Annotated in this window: 14 protein-coding genes; 4 read left to right on the top strand and 10 right to left on the bottom strand. The window is 41.6% G+C overall.

Annotation, left to right across the window (positions count from 1 at the left end; translation table 11 throughout):
• Nucleotides 1-38: 38 nt before the first annotated feature.
• Nucleotides 39-2,189, top strand: coding sequence for a 3-hydroxyacyl-CoA dehydrogenase NAD-binding domain-containing protein (locus AAG747_RS11905; protein ID WP_346821397.1), 2,151 nt, complete (start codon nucleotides 39-41; stop codon nucleotides 2,187-2,189).
• Between the two features lie 41 nt (nucleotides 2,190-2,230).
• Here AAG747_RS11905 and AAG747_RS11900 read toward each other — a convergent pair whose 3' ends face one another.
• A complete protein-coding gene (locus tag AAG747_RS11900) occupies nucleotides 2,231-3,088 on the bottom strand; it encodes a hydroxymethylglutaryl-CoA lyase (protein ID WP_346821396.1) in 858 nt (285 codons plus the stop codon).
• A 190-nt stretch (nucleotides 3,089-3,278) separates the two neighbouring features.
• Between AAG747_RS11900 and AAG747_RS11895 the strand changes: the two genes are divergently transcribed.
• Entirely contained in the window at nucleotides 3,279-3,761 is a 483-nt protein-coding gene (locus AAG747_RS11895; RefSeq protein ID WP_346821395.1) for a SixA phosphatase family protein, read from the top strand.
• A gap of 75 nt (nucleotides 3,762-3,836) precedes the next feature.
• Here AAG747_RS11895 and AAG747_RS11890 read toward each other — a convergent pair whose 3' ends face one another.
• The 9 genes from AAG747_RS11890 to AAG747_RS11850 all read right to left on the bottom strand — a co-directional run bounded on the left by AAG747_RS11890 (nucleotide 3,837) and on the right by AAG747_RS11850 (nucleotide 14,388).
• Complete coding sequence (locus tag AAG747_RS11890) at nucleotides 3,837-5,045, bottom strand: DUF4350 domain-containing protein (RefSeq protein WP_346821394.1); 1,209 nt, start codon at nucleotides 5,043-5,045, stop codon at nucleotides 3,837-3,839.
• A gap of 12 nt (nucleotides 5,046-5,057) precedes the next feature.
• Nucleotides 5,058-5,816 carry a DUF4129 domain-containing protein gene (locus AAG747_RS11885; RefSeq protein ID WP_346821393.1) on the bottom strand — a complete coding sequence of 253 codons (759 nt, stop codon included), beginning with the start codon at nucleotides 5,814-5,816 and terminating at the stop codon, nucleotides 5,058-5,060.
• A gap of 61 nt (nucleotides 5,817-5,877) precedes the next feature.
• Nucleotides 5,878-6,882: a hypothetical protein gene (locus AAG747_RS11880; protein ID WP_346821392.1), complete on the bottom strand. Its 1,005-nt coding sequence runs from the start codon at nucleotides 6,880-6,882 to the stop codon at nucleotides 5,878-5,880.
• On the bottom strand, nucleotides 6,875-7,876 hold the full coding sequence (locus AAG747_RS11875; protein ID WP_346821391.1) for a stage II sporulation protein M: 1,002 nt from the start codon (nucleotides 7,874-7,876) through the stop codon (nucleotides 6,875-6,877). Before AAG747_RS11875 ends, AAG747_RS11880 begins: the two co-directional genes overlap by 8 nt.
• Before the next feature lie 63 nt (nucleotides 7,877-7,939).
• On the bottom strand, nucleotides 7,940-8,392 hold the full coding sequence (locus AAG747_RS11870) for an OmpA family protein (RefSeq protein WP_346821390.1): 453 nt from the start codon (nucleotides 8,390-8,392) through the stop codon (nucleotides 7,940-7,942).
• Nucleotides 8,362-10,032 carry a TolB family protein gene (locus tag AAG747_RS11865; protein ID WP_346821389.1) on the bottom strand — a complete coding sequence of 557 codons (1,671 nt, stop codon included), beginning with the start codon at nucleotides 10,030-10,032 and terminating at the stop codon, nucleotides 8,362-8,364. The genes AAG747_RS11870 and AAG747_RS11865 overlap by 31 nt, the downstream gene beginning before the upstream one ends.
• A gap of 279 nt (nucleotides 10,033-10,311) precedes the next feature.
• Nucleotides 10,312-11,535: a glycoside hydrolase family 57 protein gene (locus AAG747_RS11860; protein WP_346821388.1), complete on the bottom strand. Its 1,224-nt coding sequence runs from the start codon at nucleotides 11,533-11,535 to the stop codon at nucleotides 10,312-10,314.
• Nucleotides 11,536-11,542: 7 nt separating this feature from the next.
• The gene (locus AAG747_RS11855; RefSeq protein WP_346821387.1) at nucleotides 11,543-12,922 is read right to left on the bottom strand and encodes a glycosyltransferase; all 1,380 of its coding nucleotides are present in this window, start codon (nucleotides 12,920-12,922) and stop codon (nucleotides 11,543-11,545) included.
• 491 nt (nucleotides 12,923-13,413) lie between these two features.
• On the bottom strand, nucleotides 13,414-14,388 hold the full coding sequence (locus AAG747_RS11850; protein ID WP_346821386.1) for a DUF2027 domain-containing protein: 975 nt from the start codon (nucleotides 14,386-14,388) through the stop codon (nucleotides 13,414-13,416).
• A 341-nt stretch (nucleotides 14,389-14,729) separates the two neighbouring features.
• On the opposite strand from AAG747_RS11850, the gene AAG747_RS11845 reads away from it, so the two are divergent.
• Nucleotides 14,730-15,953 carry an ABC transporter permease gene (locus tag AAG747_RS11845; protein WP_346821385.1) on the top strand — a complete coding sequence of 408 codons (1,224 nt, stop codon included), beginning with the start codon at nucleotides 14,730-14,732 and terminating at the stop codon, nucleotides 15,951-15,953.
• A gap of 284 nt (nucleotides 15,954-16,237) precedes the next feature.
• Nucleotides 16,238-16,924: an ABC transporter ATP-binding protein gene (locus AAG747_RS11840; RefSeq protein WP_346821619.1), complete on the top strand. Its 687-nt coding sequence runs from the start codon at nucleotides 16,238-16,240 to the stop codon at nucleotides 16,922-16,924.
• The last annotated feature ends 1 nt before the right edge of the window (nucleotide 16,925 follow it).

Below are 16,925 nucleotides of genomic sequence, written 5' to 3'. Positions count from 1 at the left end.
ACCGTATTCCTTTTAATGCATTTTTCTCAGTGTAAATCATGAATGAAGTGTCTGATCAAAAAAGTGAACTCACCGGTAAGTCTTTTTTAAGCCTGGAAATTCAAGAAAATGTGGGAGTGGTGTGGATGGATTTGAAAGGAGAAGAGCACAACCTGCTATCCGTTGATTTGTTAAGTGAATTTGAAGGAGTATTGCAGCGTATTCGAGAAAATTCCCAAATAAAGGCTGTGGTATTGATAAGCCGTAAGAAGAGTTTTGTAGCCGGAGCGGATATCAAAGCTTTTTTACGGATGCGACCGGGGGAAGCCGAAGAGGCAGCCAGAAACGGACACCGGATTTTAAAAGAAATCAAAACCTCACCCAAACCGTTTGTAGCCGCAATTCATGGAGCTTGTATGGGAGGTGGAACCGAAATCGCCTTGGCCTGTGCCGGACGCATTGCTACCCGGTCAAGAGAAACGATGATGGCTTTGCCGGAAGTGAAATTAGGATTGTTGCCAGGTATGGGGGCGATTATCCGTCTTCCCAAATTAATCGGTTTGCCACAGGCGTTGGACATGCTGCTGACAGGAAAAAACACCTATGCTCATAAAGCCCGTAAAATTGGTCTGGTAGACGATATTGTGGAGGAGCCCAAACTCTTAGCCGCTGCGAAAAAAATGGCATTGTCCATTGCCAAAGAAAAGTTTTACAGAAAGTCTTCCGTACTGAAAAAATTGGGAGAAAATTCGATCGCCCGTAATCTGATATTAAATAAAGCCAAATCCACAGTTTTAAAAAAGACCTTTGGCAACTACCCGGCTCCTCTTCTGATCATCGAGTGTTTGAGGTATAATACTACGCATTCCGTTGAAGAAGCGGTGATTCATGAAACCCATCTGTTCGAGCGGCTTTTGCATAGCCCGGTAGCCCATGCGCTTATTCAATTGTTTTTACATATGCATGAACTAAAGAAAAATCCATTCGGGCACTTGGCCAGTCAGGTAGATACCATTGGAATTTTAGGAGCGGGACTCATGGGGCAGGGCATCGCGGAAGTCTCTTTGTTTAACGACTACAAAGTACGGTTAAAGGATATACATTCCGAAGCCCTTAGTAAAACCAAGCAAGCTGTTTGGAAAGCCTTTTATAAAAAAATCAAGCAAAAGGCTATAAGTTCCTCACAAGCTGAAAAACAGATGCTCCGATTGGCAGGCTCGTTGGACGATACCTTTTTAAAACACTGCGATTTGGTAGTGGAAGCGATCGTAGAAGACCTGTCTGTAAAACAACAAGTATTGCATGATTTGGAAGCTATTGTGGACAAAGGTTGTGTGATTGCCAGTAATACTTCATCCATACCCATTTCGGCAATCGCTGCGAATAGCCAAAAGCCTGAGCGCATCATTGGAATGCATTATTTTTCTCCGGTGGCTAAAATGCCCTTATTAGAAATTGTAAGGTCTAAAGAAACGGCCGATTGGGTAGTGGCCACTGCCGTGGATGTTGGTATCCGCCAGGGAAAAACCTGTATTGTAGTTCATGATGGTCCCGGATTTTATACTACCCGTATTTTGGCTCCCTATCTTAATGAAGCGCTTTTGTTAATGGAAGAAGGAGTAGAGCCTGCTTATTTGGATAAGGTGATGCAACAATATGGTTTCCCTGTAGGGCCCATTACCTTGATAGATGAAGTAGGCATTGACATAGGAGCGCAGATCACAGAAGGGGGCTTAAAAGACTTGTTTTTGCAAAGAAAGGGAACGGTTTTGAGTGAGACATTAAAGCGCCTGTCTGAAGCGGGGTTTCAAGGCCGGAAAAACCGGAAGGGCTTTTGGGTGTATAATCGACAGGGAAAGAAAATAAAGGGGAAAATAAACGAAGAAGTTTTACCGTATCTTACCATCAACCGCGCTCACCCGGTAAGTAGTCAGGATATTTTTCAGCGGTTAGTATGTATGATGATGAACGAAGCGGCTTACTGCTTACAAGGTAAAATTATCGATTCGCCACAAGATGGTGACCTTGGAGCGGTATTAGGGTTGGGGTTTCCTCCCTTTTTAGGAGGGCCTTTTCGGTATATGCATCAACAGGGCTGGGACCAAAGTTTGAATTTGTTTTATGACCTGCAAAAGCGGGTAGGGGAGCGGTTTGCCCCTTGTCCGCTTTTGCAGGAAATGGCTCAGGCCGGGCATCAGTTTTATCCGTAGACTACAATACAAAATTGAACGCTTTGATGTAGGCGCAAATCTCAAGCTTGGCTAAATCGAACAATTTCATCTTTGATCTGTTGTGCTTCGGCAAAAGCTTGCCGGTTGTATGCAAACGGTTCGTTTTGTGTTTCCAGTAAGGCCAATATGGTTTCGGTGGCAATATTACCGACAAGCACATCTTTGGCCATCGGGCACCCTCCCAAGCCCCCTAGTGCTCCGTCAATCCGTTGGCAACCTGCTGTGAAAACCGCTTCAATATTTTTTAAAGCATCTTTGGGCTGAGCATGCAGGTGAGCACCAAACTCGATAGAAGGGTAAGCCGGAAGCAATTGAGAGTACAACGACTGAATTAATTCCGGCCGGGCCGAACCAATGGTGTCTGCCAAAGAAATGACCTGTACTTGTAAAGAAGCCAGTTTTTGTACAAATTCCACTACAATATCCGGATGGTAAGCTTCTCCATACGGGTTGCCGAAGCCCATGGAGAGGTATACGACTAATAGTTTATTGTTTTGCTGACAAACTTCCTGGATTTGGGCCAATTCTTTGAAGGCGATGGCGATGGATTTACGGGTATTGCGCTGTTGAAATTGTTCGGAAATCGATAAAGGAAATCCTAGATACGAAATTTCTTCATAACTTGCGGCTTGATGAGCTCCTCTTAGGTTTGCAATAATGGCTAGCAGTTTGGATGTGGTGGCCGAAAGGTCTAGTTGCTGAAGTACCGCAGCCGTGTCTTGCATCTGGGGGATGGCCTTGGGAGAAACAAAACTTCCAAAGTCGATGGTATCAAAGCCTATTTTCAGAAGTGCATTCAAATACCGGATTTTCTGAGAGGTGGGAATAAAAGTGTGGATTCCCTGAAGGGCATCCCGGGGGCACTCGATAATTTTCATAGTTAAAATTTTTTCTAAAAAATAAGACTTCTAACTTGAAAAAAGAAATCTAAGATCACCAACTATCCCGTAAACCAAATTGAAAGATTGTTAGTACAGTGAGAAGAGAAGAGTGCTGATGGCGGCTATTCGTGTCCGTTCAATAGCTATTCACTACAATCGTATCGCTTATTTTTTTAATATCAATTTCATGGAAAAACAATTAATTTTATTGAGGCATGCCGAAGCTGTGGAAAAGCTGGCCGGTGAAACCGATCAAAGCCGCTCACTTTCCCGTAAAGGGTTGAACGATGCACATCATGTGGGGATCTTGCTGAATAAATTGGAACTAAACATCGATTGTATTTATACAAGTCCGGCAGAACGGGCACAAACTACTGCGCAATACATCTCCGGGCCTTTGGCTATTGATACTTCCTTGATCTTTGAAGATGATTCTTTGTATTTAGCTCCTATGGGAGTATTGCTCAAGTTTGTAAATGAGATGCCCAACGAATACAATACGGTGATTATCGTAGGGCACAATCCCAATCTGAGTTATTTTACCGAGTATATTACCAATCATTCCGTAACATTGGATACAGCCGCTTTTGCCCGTATTCGCTTTGCCTTTGACAACTGGCATATGGTAACTCAAGGAAGTGGGGAGCTGTTGGAGGTCGTGAATATTTGAGTTGGTTTGCTTTGAGGTAGAAGTACCCATCCACCCTTAAGAACCGCTTGTGCTGGTAAGGGCGGATGGGTTATTTTATTGATAAAACTTTTCCATCCGGTCATTCAGCTCAAGTAAGGTAGCCTCTGAAATTTGGCCTTGAGAAGAAATTTGATCAATCAATTGGAATAAACGTCTTACTTCCTCTTCTTTTTTCCCCGATTTGGAAACCAACTGTCGGATAAAATGCTCATCAAGCTGTTGAGTATTCAAATAATAACGACTTCGTAGAAATTCCTTAAAATAAGTGATTTTTTTCAGTGCCAGGTTTTTATGGTCTTTGTGCTGAAAATATAACCTGCCGATAGTACCTACAAATTGCAAAGTCGTATTGGGATGAGGTTTGTGAATCGGGATGATTTTTTGCTTTCGTTTGCCTCGAAAGATCACAAAAACGATCAAGGTAAAAAAGGTGAGGTAATAGGCCCATTTTAGCGAAGGCTGCATGAGCACAAAGCGCAAAGGCGTTTTCGCCATTTGGTAGCCTTTGTTATGGTATTCATCCCAATAAGTAGGGCGTAGGGGCAAGTAGGACAAGGCTTTGGTAATATATTCCTGATTATCGGCTTTTACCATATTGTAGTTAGTGAAAATCAAAGGGTTGGCATGCAGGTAGAAGTTTCCCTTGCCATATTCCACCTTTATGTAATTGATATCCCCCATGCTGTTTTGCCCCAGTACGGTGGTACGGAGAGTGTCAAAAGAGGAAAAATTGAAGAATATTTCATTTTCCCGGAAGGGGTAGAAGGGTTCTGTTCGCAATTGAGGATTTACAAAATTCGCCCCTGTATGATGCGTGGTGTCCCCTTGTTGTGGACGCATACGCCAAAAAGGCAGCATATTCATGGCTCCGAGTTGTAAGGTATCTTGAAATTTCTCGGAAAAGGTATGCGAAGCAATAAAAAAATTACTCCCCTCTTCTGCCAATGCCAACATCTTTCCCAGGTCGGTTGCGTCCGGTTGAAACTGGTCATTAATCAAAATAAAATTACTTTCCCACAGTGCTTCATCCAAAGAGCTTTCATTCAGGAGCTGATATAAAGAGGTGTTGAGCGTATGGATAGGCATATCGGGAAAAATACTCTGTAACAAATTGTACAACAGGTAGTTGCCGTAGGGTATTTTGTCATTTTTTGAGAAGGTGCGGCTCCAGTCAAGAGGTTTGGGAGCGGTGTATTCCACCCCAAAAAGCAATAGAAAAGAGAAGCCCAAAATATATAAGAATTTCCTGTCTTTTTTTTGCATATATATGGCCGGTTAAGAGGCGGCTACCTGATTTAGTTTTTGGCTTAGCGTTTCAAACTCGGTGTGTGCGGTGACAAACTGCTCCCGGTTTACGTCAAAGTTGCCGTAACAGATGCTTTCAAAAATATAGGTGGCTTGTTCAAATTCCTGTCGCAAGGCATCGTCCCGGATTTCTACCTCGTATTCATGGTTAGTTTTTTCTATTCGCCAGGAGATCAGCTCCTTTTCACTGAGTATTTTCAGTATCCTGAGATAGGAATAGCGTACCGCCAATCTGAAATTTCCCTCGGCAATGGCCTTTTTGATTTCCTCTTCCAGGTCCATCTCATGAATATCTTCTTCTACCAGTTGTGCTTTGAAGCGATTGGCAGAGGGGCTTTTGTACATAAAACTGACCAAGTCAATATCGAAAAAGCGCAATACGATATAGGTCAGCACAATGCCGAGAAGGATATACATCCACATTTTGAAGGATTGTATATTTTGAACATCCTCAAAGAGGCTATTCCACCAGTCACGAATCCAGTAAAGCAAAAAGTCTAAGAACGATACATCTTCTGTTATTTTTTTTTGTTCGTAAACGAAAGTATCATCTTGTAGGTACTCTTGTAACTGTTGGGCATCGAAAGCTCTTATCTCTACAGCAATACTGTCATATTGTACTTGCAAAGTATCCGCCTGTGCCAGTGCTTGAAGTCCGATAAGGCTCAAAAGAATACAAAAGGCAGTTGAGATTTTTCTGGAATTGAGATGAGTAATCTTACTAATCATTCACTTATGGGGGCTTTTAAGGGTTGATAGAAAGGGCATAAATACACCTTAATAGATATTGCTAATACTCTTCCTCTTCCTCCTCATCGTCTGTCAGAGTTCCGAATGCGCTGATTTGTTCTTTTAGTCCGGTTTGATCTTTATGTTCTACCAAATTAAAATATTGAAATGCAATTCCTATATACAAAATGGGTAAAGTGGCGTAGGTTCCCAGGTTCGTCAGGATACCGAAAAAGATCATCAAAAAATCCGGCAATTGAGAGCCATTCATACCCTGTTCCATATTCTGAATCGTATGAAAAGTGTTGATCATATTGACGATTTGCATGGGGAGCTGAAAGATATAGGATGTGCAACTGGTAATAAGGCTAAGGATGACAAAAAAGCCTAAGGAGCTCCACCAATGGTTTTGAATGAGTTTGAACGAACGGCCGATGGCTTGTAAAAAGCCGATGTTTTCAATCACTTGGGCTACAAATATGAAAGCGATGGAGGTGATTAAATAGATGAATACGCCAAAAAAAAGGAAAACCAACAGCAAGATCAGTCCGATGTCTTCTGCCCCGGTTACGGTAATCATGATCCCAAAAATAAAAATAAGGATGAAAGAGATAAAAAGAGTAAAAAGAAAAAGTCCTAATACGCTGATCAGCACTTTGAGAAAATTCCCTTTGATTTCTCCCCATACCATTTCAGTGGAAATGTCCCGCTCTCCGTTCAGGTATAATTTCAAATATCCGTAGATCAGGCAAATGGCGATGATATAACCGATACTTCCAAAAAACATCATTCCGAGGATTTCTTTCATTTGGAACAAACCGAAGTAAAAATCCTCTATGGAATTGGAGTCGAGCCCATCCAATAAAGTTTCAGGGTTACTAATCTTTTGCATGAGAAGGCCGAAAGAGGCTCCGGTAATTGCAATGATGGGTCCTAAGATGAATAAAATTGATTTATAAAGAGGAGCAAAATTGCGGGAAATAAAAGCAAAGGTAGCATTGATTTTCTCTCCAAAATCTCTTTTTCGCCTGAGTATAATCTCTTTTTCTTTCAATGAATTATTCATGTTTTTGGGTAAGGGTTTGTAGGGGTTGATTTTTAGGAGCTTGAGAAGCCTTTCTGATCCGGTAAGGCAAAATGAAAAAGTACCAAACGATCAGGGCAGCCGATGCGATGATAATACATAACTTTACAAAAACCGGAAATTCGGTGTGCCGGGTCACAAAGCCTTCTAAAAAGCCGGCCATAATAAAAATAGGGATCAGGCCTACGATGATTTTCAAACCTCTTTTTACTCCTTTCAAAAAGGATTGGTACCTGGAGTAAGTGCCGGGAAACAACAAACTGTTGCCCATACATAAGCCAGCTCCCCCGGCAATCATAATGGCGGATATTTCAAGGGTGCCGTGTATCCAAATGGTGAGTACGGAAGTAAACAACAAGTCATATTTAAAAAAGAAATATTGAAAGGCTCCCAACATTATGCCATTGTTCAATAAAATAAAAAGGGTTCCGACCGAACCGAGAATACCCATAGCAAAAGCATAAAAGGACACCCTTATATTGTTCAGAGTAATGGCAAAAAACATATCTAACTCACTGGCTTGCTTGTAGACGGCCATGGGGTCATTGTTTTTGATATTTTCAATGGTCATGTTTACATAAGCATCCCCCATGATTAACCTGACAAACGTGTCGTCATGAGCAGCGGATACTACCCCGATCAGTACGAAGGTTAAAAAAAACAGTGTGGCATATAAGATTTGAGGGTAAGCTTCTGCCAGTACTTGAGGCAGCTCCTGGGTCCAGAAAGTAAGGATACGGGAAGACTTTTCCTTTTTATTTTTATAAATGATTTGATGGGCCGTGGCCGTGAGTTGGTTCAGATACGTGGTTATCTGGCTTTTTGGGTAATAGGTTTTGGCATAAGACAAATCATCGGTAAGTTCTATAAATAAGTCAGCTAATGTATCGGGGTTGTGTTCACTCGGGTCTTTCAACCAGCGATCCGTCCTTTCCCACTTTTTTTTATTTTTTTGAATAAAAAGTGATTCTCTCATGAGTATAATTGAATGTCCGAAGGGCCTTTTTGCCTTTTTTCAGGTAAGTTTATTGTAAAGAAATTATTTCTCAAACTTTTCCCTGTCTTTTTTCCCTTCTTCCGGCTCTCCGTGTTCTGCTTTTTTTCTGAATTTTTCACTAAGATACATATGAAATTCAACTCTTCGGTTGAGCTTCCGGTCTTTTTCGCTGTATTCGTCTTTGACAATCGGGTCAGCCGAGCCCATACCCACCGCTTGTACCCGGGAGGAGTCCAAGCCTCCGTAAGAGAGTAAATAATTACGAATATTTTCAGCCCTTTCCTGCGAAAGCTTTTTGTTGATAGCCGGGTCTCCGGTTGTATCTGTATGGCCGGTGATTTTACAATTGAATTGGGGGCGGTTCACCAAAAAGTCGATGATCAAATGCAGGTTGTTTTCCATTTCCGGTTTTAGTTCACTACTACCGATGTCGAAATCAATGGACTCAAAGGTTACTGCTTGCTCTACATTAGTGGCGGGGATGTTGACATCCAAATCTCCGTCTCTCCGTCTACAAAAAACATTTCCTCGATTTTGAAAAAATTATCTCCTTCAATGACCAATAAGTATTTTTTCTGGTCGATCAATTCAAACTCGAATGTTCCGTCTTCCCGTAAATATTTGGGAGCGACCTCTACGCCATCCGATAGGTCAATAACGGAGACAATCCCTTCAAACACTTCTCCGGTAGTGGGCTCCACCACTTTGCCGGAAAAACGAATGGTATTGTTGGGCTTTGCTTCCATGGGCATAGGAAAAGAATGCAAGTCCAGGTCTTCGATGTTTCGGAGTGTGGATTTGGCATAATAAATCCATGCGGATTTGGAATCGGTGGAGAAGTAAAATTCGTTTCCGGGGCCGTTGACCAAGGGGCCTACGTTTTTGGGTTCGATCCAATAAGCATCCACCTGAAAGGACTTGAAAATATCAAAGCTTCCGAAGTTTGCTAACTGACCGTTAGAGCTGAAATACAGTACGTTATGTTTGGGGTGTACATAAGGTGAAAGTTCACTTTTTTGTGTATTGATAATAGGACCAATGTTTTGGGCCTTTCCCCAATTGCCTTTTTTCCCTTTTACACTAAAGTAAATGTCTGAGCCTCCAAAACCGCCTCTGCGATCGGATGCAAAATAGAGGGTGTCTTCAGTCAAAGAAAAAGAAGGGTGGGAGTCCCAGGCATAGCTGTTAATGGACTCACCCAGGTTTTCACCGGGAGTCCAAGTACCATCTTCTTTTTTATAGGAAATAAACAAATCGCAGTCGCCAAATCCTTCAGGGCTATGGCAGCGTACAAAAACCAGCGTTTTCCCATCGCGGCTTACGCAGGGTGACCCTTCGTTGTATTTGGTATTAATGCCTTCAAAGGGTTTGGCAGGACTCCAAATACCTTCGGTGTCTCGCATGGAATAGTAAATATTTTCATTTTTGGGTTCATTGCCAATCTCAATTCCTTCAATTCCACCTTCCTTTTCGAGGCGTTGGGAAGTAAAATAGATAATGTTATCGTTGTTTCCGCCAATGGTCATGCCATAGTCTTCCAAGGGAGAGTTGATGGCCTCCCCCATATTTTGCAATACATTTTCCGGAGGCTTCAGGGTATCAATGGCCTTTCTCTTTTGCACCAGTTTATAATAGTGCTCAATGTTTACATACAAGTCCTTTTCAAACTTCGTCAGACTATCGTAGTGCAACAGGGCCTTTTGCAGATCACCCCGGTAGTGTTTGATAATCAAGGTGTATACATCTTTGGTGATGGTGACATGACCTACGTATTCGGACACGCGGGCCAGCAGCCAAAGGAGTTCCATATCCTGATGCTTGAGGAAGTTATTAATTCCAAAGTGACTGATATAGTCGTACAAAGAAATGAAAAGCTTGTCCCACTGTTTGTCTTGTCGGTAGCGCTTGATTTTGGCCAATTTGGCGGCATCGTAGTAATAGGCAACTTTGTTGATGTTTTCAAACCGGAGGCTGGGCAGGCGTAGCACAGAGCTGCTGTCAGAGGGATTGAAATCTTGTAAGAGTAGCCCTTTTTCTTTTTTATCAGTTTTGTTCTTTTCCTTTTTCTGAGCAAAAGTAAGTGCTGGTAAAATGCTACATAGAAGCAAAAGAAATATAAGAGTCCTCAGTTTCAAGGTTTTGTGCGTTAGTGAAAATTTTAGTTTGTCTTTTTAATACAACAACAGACCAGAAGATTTTTAAAGAAATAATACGTTTATTTCTGTTCAAGTCAGGTGTAGGTATAAGAATAAAAAAATATACGACAAATTAAGGAATAATATTCCTCACTGTCCACAAAAATAAGGATTCAAAGCTAAAAAGCAGAAGTCCGGAGGGGAATCTGCAAGGCCTGTATGGCCAAGGCCGGAATGCATGCTACATTTCTCCATGAACACCGGCATGGGGCATGACAATTATTGAGCCCTGAAGCCTTTTTTAAAGGCTTTTTTGTAGGTTAGGTAGCCTTCAACCTGTAGTTTAAGGTTGGCCACTATGTTCATAAAAGTAATGTAAGCGTCATAGGGAGAAGAAAAAGGACGGAAATAAGCATGTACCTCTCCGTCTTCCTTGAGTTTGGTCGACATATAATACAAGTGGTCGCTAGTCTGTAATTTAGACCAGGACTCAATCAAACTGTCATTTTTAGTAGCAATGACTTGAGGTGCCAATTCATAAAGTTTTCGTAAGGCTTCTTCTTGCATATGATTGCCGGTCCAGGCAGAAAGGTCGCGTTCCTCATCTGCCCAAGAAGTGAGTGTGGGCACATCGTAACTTGCGATGGGTGTGAATGATTGCACTAGCTCCTGGGGTGTCCGAAACTCAAAATCGTTGTGCTCAATAAGCAAATGAATCAGTTTTGAGAAAAAATCAAATATACCCGAAGTGCGACTATGGTGCTCGCCAAAGGTTTCATAATCCATATACAAATTGATGGTTTCAGCGCCCTTTTCAGCCTCTGCCTCCAATATTTTAATAAATTGTTCTGCGGATAAAGTTGGGCCTTCCCATTGGGGAGAGGAGTAGCGGAAGGCTATATCATCAGAAAGTTGATAGTTGCGGGGCAATACTTTCAGGCCCGTAGGACTTTGGTACAAATGGTTGGGGCCCTTTTCAGAAAGGTATTTTCCCAATCCTTCACACAAAATGCCTTGAAAGCCCAAGTGGTTTACATGAGTGGCAATGTCATTATTATAAATAAGCTCCGTATTTCGAAATACTTTGGGCGTATATTGGAAGAGACTTTGAATTTTGTCGCGGTGCTTATGGATTTGCCTTTCAAATTCGCCGGGAGAAGCGATGGAACTCAACGAATGGTAATAGGTTTCGCTGAGTAACTCAATACTCCCGCTGGCTACCATTGACTGGAATGATTCTAACAACAAGGGTTCATACAGCTCGATTTGCTCCAGCACCACACCGGAAAAGGAATAGGTGATTTTGAATTCGTTTTGAAATTTTTGAATCAACTGACTTACTAAATAGTTGGATGGCAGATAGCATTTTTCTGCTACCTTTTGTAGTATTTGTTGATTAAGCGCTTCGTACTCATGTACCGGGTCCTCGCCAATTTGATGAAAGCGGAAATCTTTCACCCGGAAAGGTTGGTGCACTTGAAAGTAGAAACAGATGGCAGTCATATCCAGATTATTTGAAATAGGTTTCTTCTAGTTTTTGATAATAGTAGACAACTTTTTCAGCCGCTTTTTCCCAGGTACTTTTTTGAAGGTCTTGTTGGATCAACGCTGTCAGGTCTTGGTACAAGCCTTGGTAATTCAGAAGGGCATACAAATAATTCGCAAATTTATCCGTGTCCCAAAAGTCGGCCTTCAAGGCATTGGGCAGCACTTCACTGACTCCGGATTGTGAAGAAAGCAACACGGGGATTTGAAACTGGGCTGCTTCCAGTGCTGACAGGCCAAAAGGCTCGGACACGGAAGGCATAAAATAGACATCGGTACCGCACAAGAGTTCATCAATTTTTTCGCGATTAAGGAAACCCATAAACTGCATTTTATCACTGACGCCTTTCTCTTTGGCCAAAAACATCGTTTCCCGCAGGCAGTCACCTACACCAACCACCAGAAACCGGACATTGTCCATCTTTTGTAATAGCCGTTGAGCTGTGTCTACTAAAAACTCAGGCCCTTTTTGACGGGTTACTCTACCCATAAACATGACCGTTTTGGTCCCGTTACTGTTTTTGGGTGCCGGTTGCTTTTTTTGTGGCGCTATGCTATTGTGAATAGGAAAAATTTTATCCGGTTGGATGCCGTAGTATTTTACAATATTGTCTTTGGTAAAATGGCTTACCGGAAAAACCCAATCGGCAAATTGCATTCCCTTTTGTTCGATTTCGTATACTTTGTTCCGGGCGTAAGGGTTTACCACACGATCCGTTTCCAGGGAATGTACATGCACAACCAAGGGCTTTTTGACCCGTTTTTTGATTTCTATCCCTGCCGGAAAGGTAATCCAGTCATGGGCATGTATGATATCAAAATCCTTGTCCATTGCCAAGTGCGTTACCACCTCGGTATAAGCCTGGACCTTTTCCATAATTTCAGGCCCGTAATTTTCTGTGTCTTCAAAATACTTTTGCGCTTGCTTAGGGGGGATTTTGGGTATTTGCAAATCAAGATTTACCCAGGCTTGGCTGATGGTGTATTGCTTGGGGCGTAGGAGAGAGGGTGTATTTTCTGTTTGGGGTTTTTCTTCGGGAGTCAACTCGAAGGGATACGGGTCAAAAGTAGCTTCTATGTACTCCACCTCTTTAGCAATTTCTTCAAAAGCTTTTTTAGATTTTTGTTTTTCTTGAGCGAGCTTATCTAAATCTACTTGATTGAGTCCTAATAAATTAAATTTCTCAGTGAGGTGAGTAGGGTCCGTTCTGGGGATGATCAATGTCAGTTCCACTTTGGTACTAAGAGCCTTGGCCAATCCATAACAAGCAGGGCCTAAGCCTCCGGTAAGTAGTGGGGGAAACTCCCAGCCTAACATGAGTACTTTGAGTTTTTTGTCAGTCATGGTTAATGATTATGGAGTATTGTTATTTGAACTTTAGCGCTTTGGATCAATGGTACAAACAAATCAATATTCTTGTTAAGAGTGTAGTACTTTTAATGAATAATAGCACCGGTGCTTAAAACCCTCCAAGGCTTCCCTTTTTTATGTTATTGAGAGAGTCCCTGGAGGGATGGATTTTAATAGGCCTGCTGACTGAGTAATTTTTGCCAGAGGCAAGTGCCAGACTCATGCTGGCTTTATGACTCATGATTCTTGTACGCTAAAGTTAATACACGAAGAAAGGTAATAAAAATATTTGTCCCGGCTTTTTTTAGATTTTTCAATTTCCCCTTCTCAGGCCTGGGTTCTTCGGAAGGTTGGGGCTTCTTTAAAAGAGGAGCTATGGGAAATACAAAGAGGCCAAAGGAAAACTTTTGCTCACCCTTTGGCCTCTTTTGGGAAATGTAATAGTTGGCCGGTAAGTGCCGGCCGGGTTCAAGATTTTCTGTTGTTTACAATATTTTGGCTAAGGTAGCACCATAGCCAAATTTCTCCTTTTGGGCATCTTTGAAGTATTCCACCTGAGGGTTTTGCCCAAGCCTTCTTTGTATTTCCAAACGCAATACCCCATTGCCTACTCCGTGTACAAAGGTGATTTCATCCACTCCGGCAATAATGGCTTCGTCCAAAGCACTTTCAAATTGGTCTATCTGGAATGAAAGCAACTTGTCTTTATCCTTGGGGGCATCCGGAAAGTTTTCAGCATGAAGATCAATGGTTTGTGTTAAACCCTTATTTTTCTTGATAGAGCGAATTTGAAACTCACTTTCCTCTTGTTTTTTTCCCGAAAGCATTTGTTCCCGTAGCTTTTCTTTGTCCAAGGGTTGTGGAGGCTTTCCACTGGCATCCAACTGAAATACATAACCGTCTTTTTTTAATTGCGGAATTTCAGCTTTGGACTTATAGAAGTTAGAAGCCCTGAACTTGAGCCTTTGTACGAATGGATCTCTGTATTGTGTAGGGCCTGCTTTAAAGAACAAGCCTTGAAATACCAAGGCTGGCCAGCGTTCGAATTTATCCAGGTTTAACTCATGTACTTGCTGGTAACTTTTGGCTTTCAGTACCCCGGCTGCAATCGCCTTGTAGTTTTGACTTTCTTCTTCTCCAAAGGTATAGGGAATTTGAAAGTCGGTGTTATTCACCAGAAATACTTCTAAAAGCTTGTCATTTTTATGATGCATTCCCACAAAGATACCCTTACTGGAAAAAGCCGAAGTCGTTTGGGGTTTGGGGGTATTGGATACCGTTGTAGGTTTGTCGTCAAAAAACGCTTGTTCATCTTTTGAGATCAACACTAGGTCCCGGACCATAAAAGGAATTTGAAATCCGTCTTCAATTTCTACTTCAACTTCCGTGGAAGAGATAAACCGTACAATGGTTCCTTCTTCCTGTCCCCTGATACTTCTTACTTTATCACCTATATTCATTTTCTTCAGATGTTTTATAATTGCTTGAATGTCCCCCCTTATGCTTTTTTGTCAACTTGTATGAGGGGGGCAAGTACAAAATTAGCGCAAGCAAGGAAGCTTACAAAAAAGGAAGAAGATCGATTACGGTCAAATCAGAAGAAAGAGGGCAATAGATGCTTTTTCTTTGTGTACAGCAGGGTAAAAAAACGTATATGTTCTCTCAAACCTTAAAATTTCGGGAGATAATACAGTATTGTAAAAAGAATATTTAGCTTTGGGTGAATTGGTTCGTGTTCATCGTAATTTTGGCACATTGAATTTTCAGTATTGTAAACGGATTTAAAAGTATCACCAACAAAGTGGCAGGTTTTTCATTTTTTATTTCCAAACGTCTGCGAAGCAAAGGAGGGACAGATTTTTCCTCATTGATTACCAAAATTGCCATTGGCAGTGTGGCGATAGGTTTGGCTGTGATGATAGCTTCTGCCTTGATTTTTAAGGGGTTTAAGCAAGTGATTCAAGACAAAATCTTTGCAAATGCCGGGCATATTCAAGTCAATCGTTTTGACCTGAACAAGTCGTACGAAGAGATGCCTATTTCCACAGAGTCAGAGATTTATCAAAACAGTCAGGCAATTGATGACAACATCGCTTCGGTGCAGCGATACAGCCGGAAAGCCGCTTTGCTCAAAAGTAATGAGGAAGTGATGGGGGTGATGCTAAAAGGCGTTTATACAGATTTTGATACACTTAGGTTTAAAAAAAATATAGTAGAGGGCCGATGGTTGGATTTTTCGGATTCTACCTACTCCAACGAAATCTTGATTAGTCAAAAGATTGCCAATAAAATGTTTTTACATGTGGGAGATGAAGTGATTATGGCATTTATTCAAGATCCACCCCGCTTAAGAAAGCTCCAGGTAAAAGGCATATACCATACAGGTATCGAAGATTTTGATAATTTATTGATTTTGGGAGATGTGCGCTTGATTCAACGCCTGAATAACTGGCCGGATACGTTGGTGGGTGGGTTTGAGGTGTTTTTAAAAGACTTTGACAAACTGGATGAATCGTACGAGCATATTTATAATACCATTGATTACGATTTGTATCCCGAAAAGGTAACAGATACCTATGTACACTTTTTTGATTGGTTTGTGATTCTGAACCGGAATGTATTGATTGTTTCCATTATTATTCTGGTGGTGGCTTCGTTTAATATCATTTCCATCATGATCATTATGATTATGGAACGTACGCCCATGATCGGCACTTTGAAGGCCTTAGGAGCCAATAATTGGCAAGTACAAAAAATCTTTATCTTCAATGGTATCCGCTTGATCGCAAAGGGGCTGTTTTGGGGCAATATTATCGGCTTGGGCTTCGGCTTTCTCCAACATCAGTTCAGGTTGATCCCCTTGGACCCCGAAAATTATTATATGGAAGTGGTACCGGTTTACTTCGATTGGACTTTGGTTATTTTGATGAATCTGCTCATTACCTTGGTGGTGTCAATTGTGTTAGTATTTCCAACCATGATTATTTCAAGAGTAGAACCCATCAAAGCCATTAAATTTGATTGATTTTTAATGGGTAATAACTTTGGAATCAGTGATTTATGAAGTGTTCGATAATGAACAAATTGGGCCGTTTTTGAACATTTCTTACCTATGTCTTTCTTTGTTCATTCTCTTGGTTTACAATTCTTTACAAGCTGTGGCACCGGATTGGACGATAATCAATTAATATATTACCAATAACTAGCATAAATGCCTTTGAAAAACAAGAGTAGTTGTTTCTATAAGGCAAATAAACCAAATCTCATGGCAGGCCGGTAAGGTCATAATACAATGAGGCAAATGTAATGATGATAGAAACTAAGAATCTGGGTAAAACCTATACTAGCTTTGATATAGAAACAGTGGCTCTCCAAAATATAAATTTAAGCATAGAAAAAGGAGAGTTTGTGGGGATCATGGGTCCTTCGGGTTGTGGAAAGTCTACCTTGCTCAACTTGATGGGACTGCTGGATGTTCCTTCCAGCGGGCAATTGTTTTTTATGGGAGAAGAGGTCACAAACGCCTCTGCCAAAAAACGGGCCCTGTTTCGCCGGCAACATATTGGCTTTGTCTTTCAAAGTTTTAACCTGATTGAAGAACTTACTTTGTACGAAAATATCGAATTACCTTTGATCTATCAACGGGTGCCTCCGTATGAACGGAAAAAACAAGTGGAGTTGGTAATGGAGCGGTTACAAATTGCCCATAAGCGAAAGTACTTTCCCAAACAGGTGTCAGGAGGGCAACAACAGCGAGTGGCTGTAGCCCGTGCCATTGTGACCCGGCCCAAGGTAATACTAGCCGATGAGCCTACCGGAAACCTGGATTCAGCCCGTGGACAAGAAGTGATGGAAACCTTGGTGGAGCTGAACGAATTGGGCACAACCATCATTATGGTGACTCATTCCAGTAATGCGGTGGAATATAGTAACCGTACCATACATTTATTTGATGGACAGGTGGTTACAGAGAATTTAAGCAATGTTTCGCGCTAAA

Source organism: Rapidithrix thailandica, assembly GCF_039710355.1.
Taxonomy (GTDB): Bacteria; Bacteroidota; Bacteroidia; order Cytophagales; family Flammeovirgaceae; genus Rapidithrix; species Rapidithrix thailandica.
This window is presented reverse-complemented; position numbering and strand designations above follow the sequence as displayed.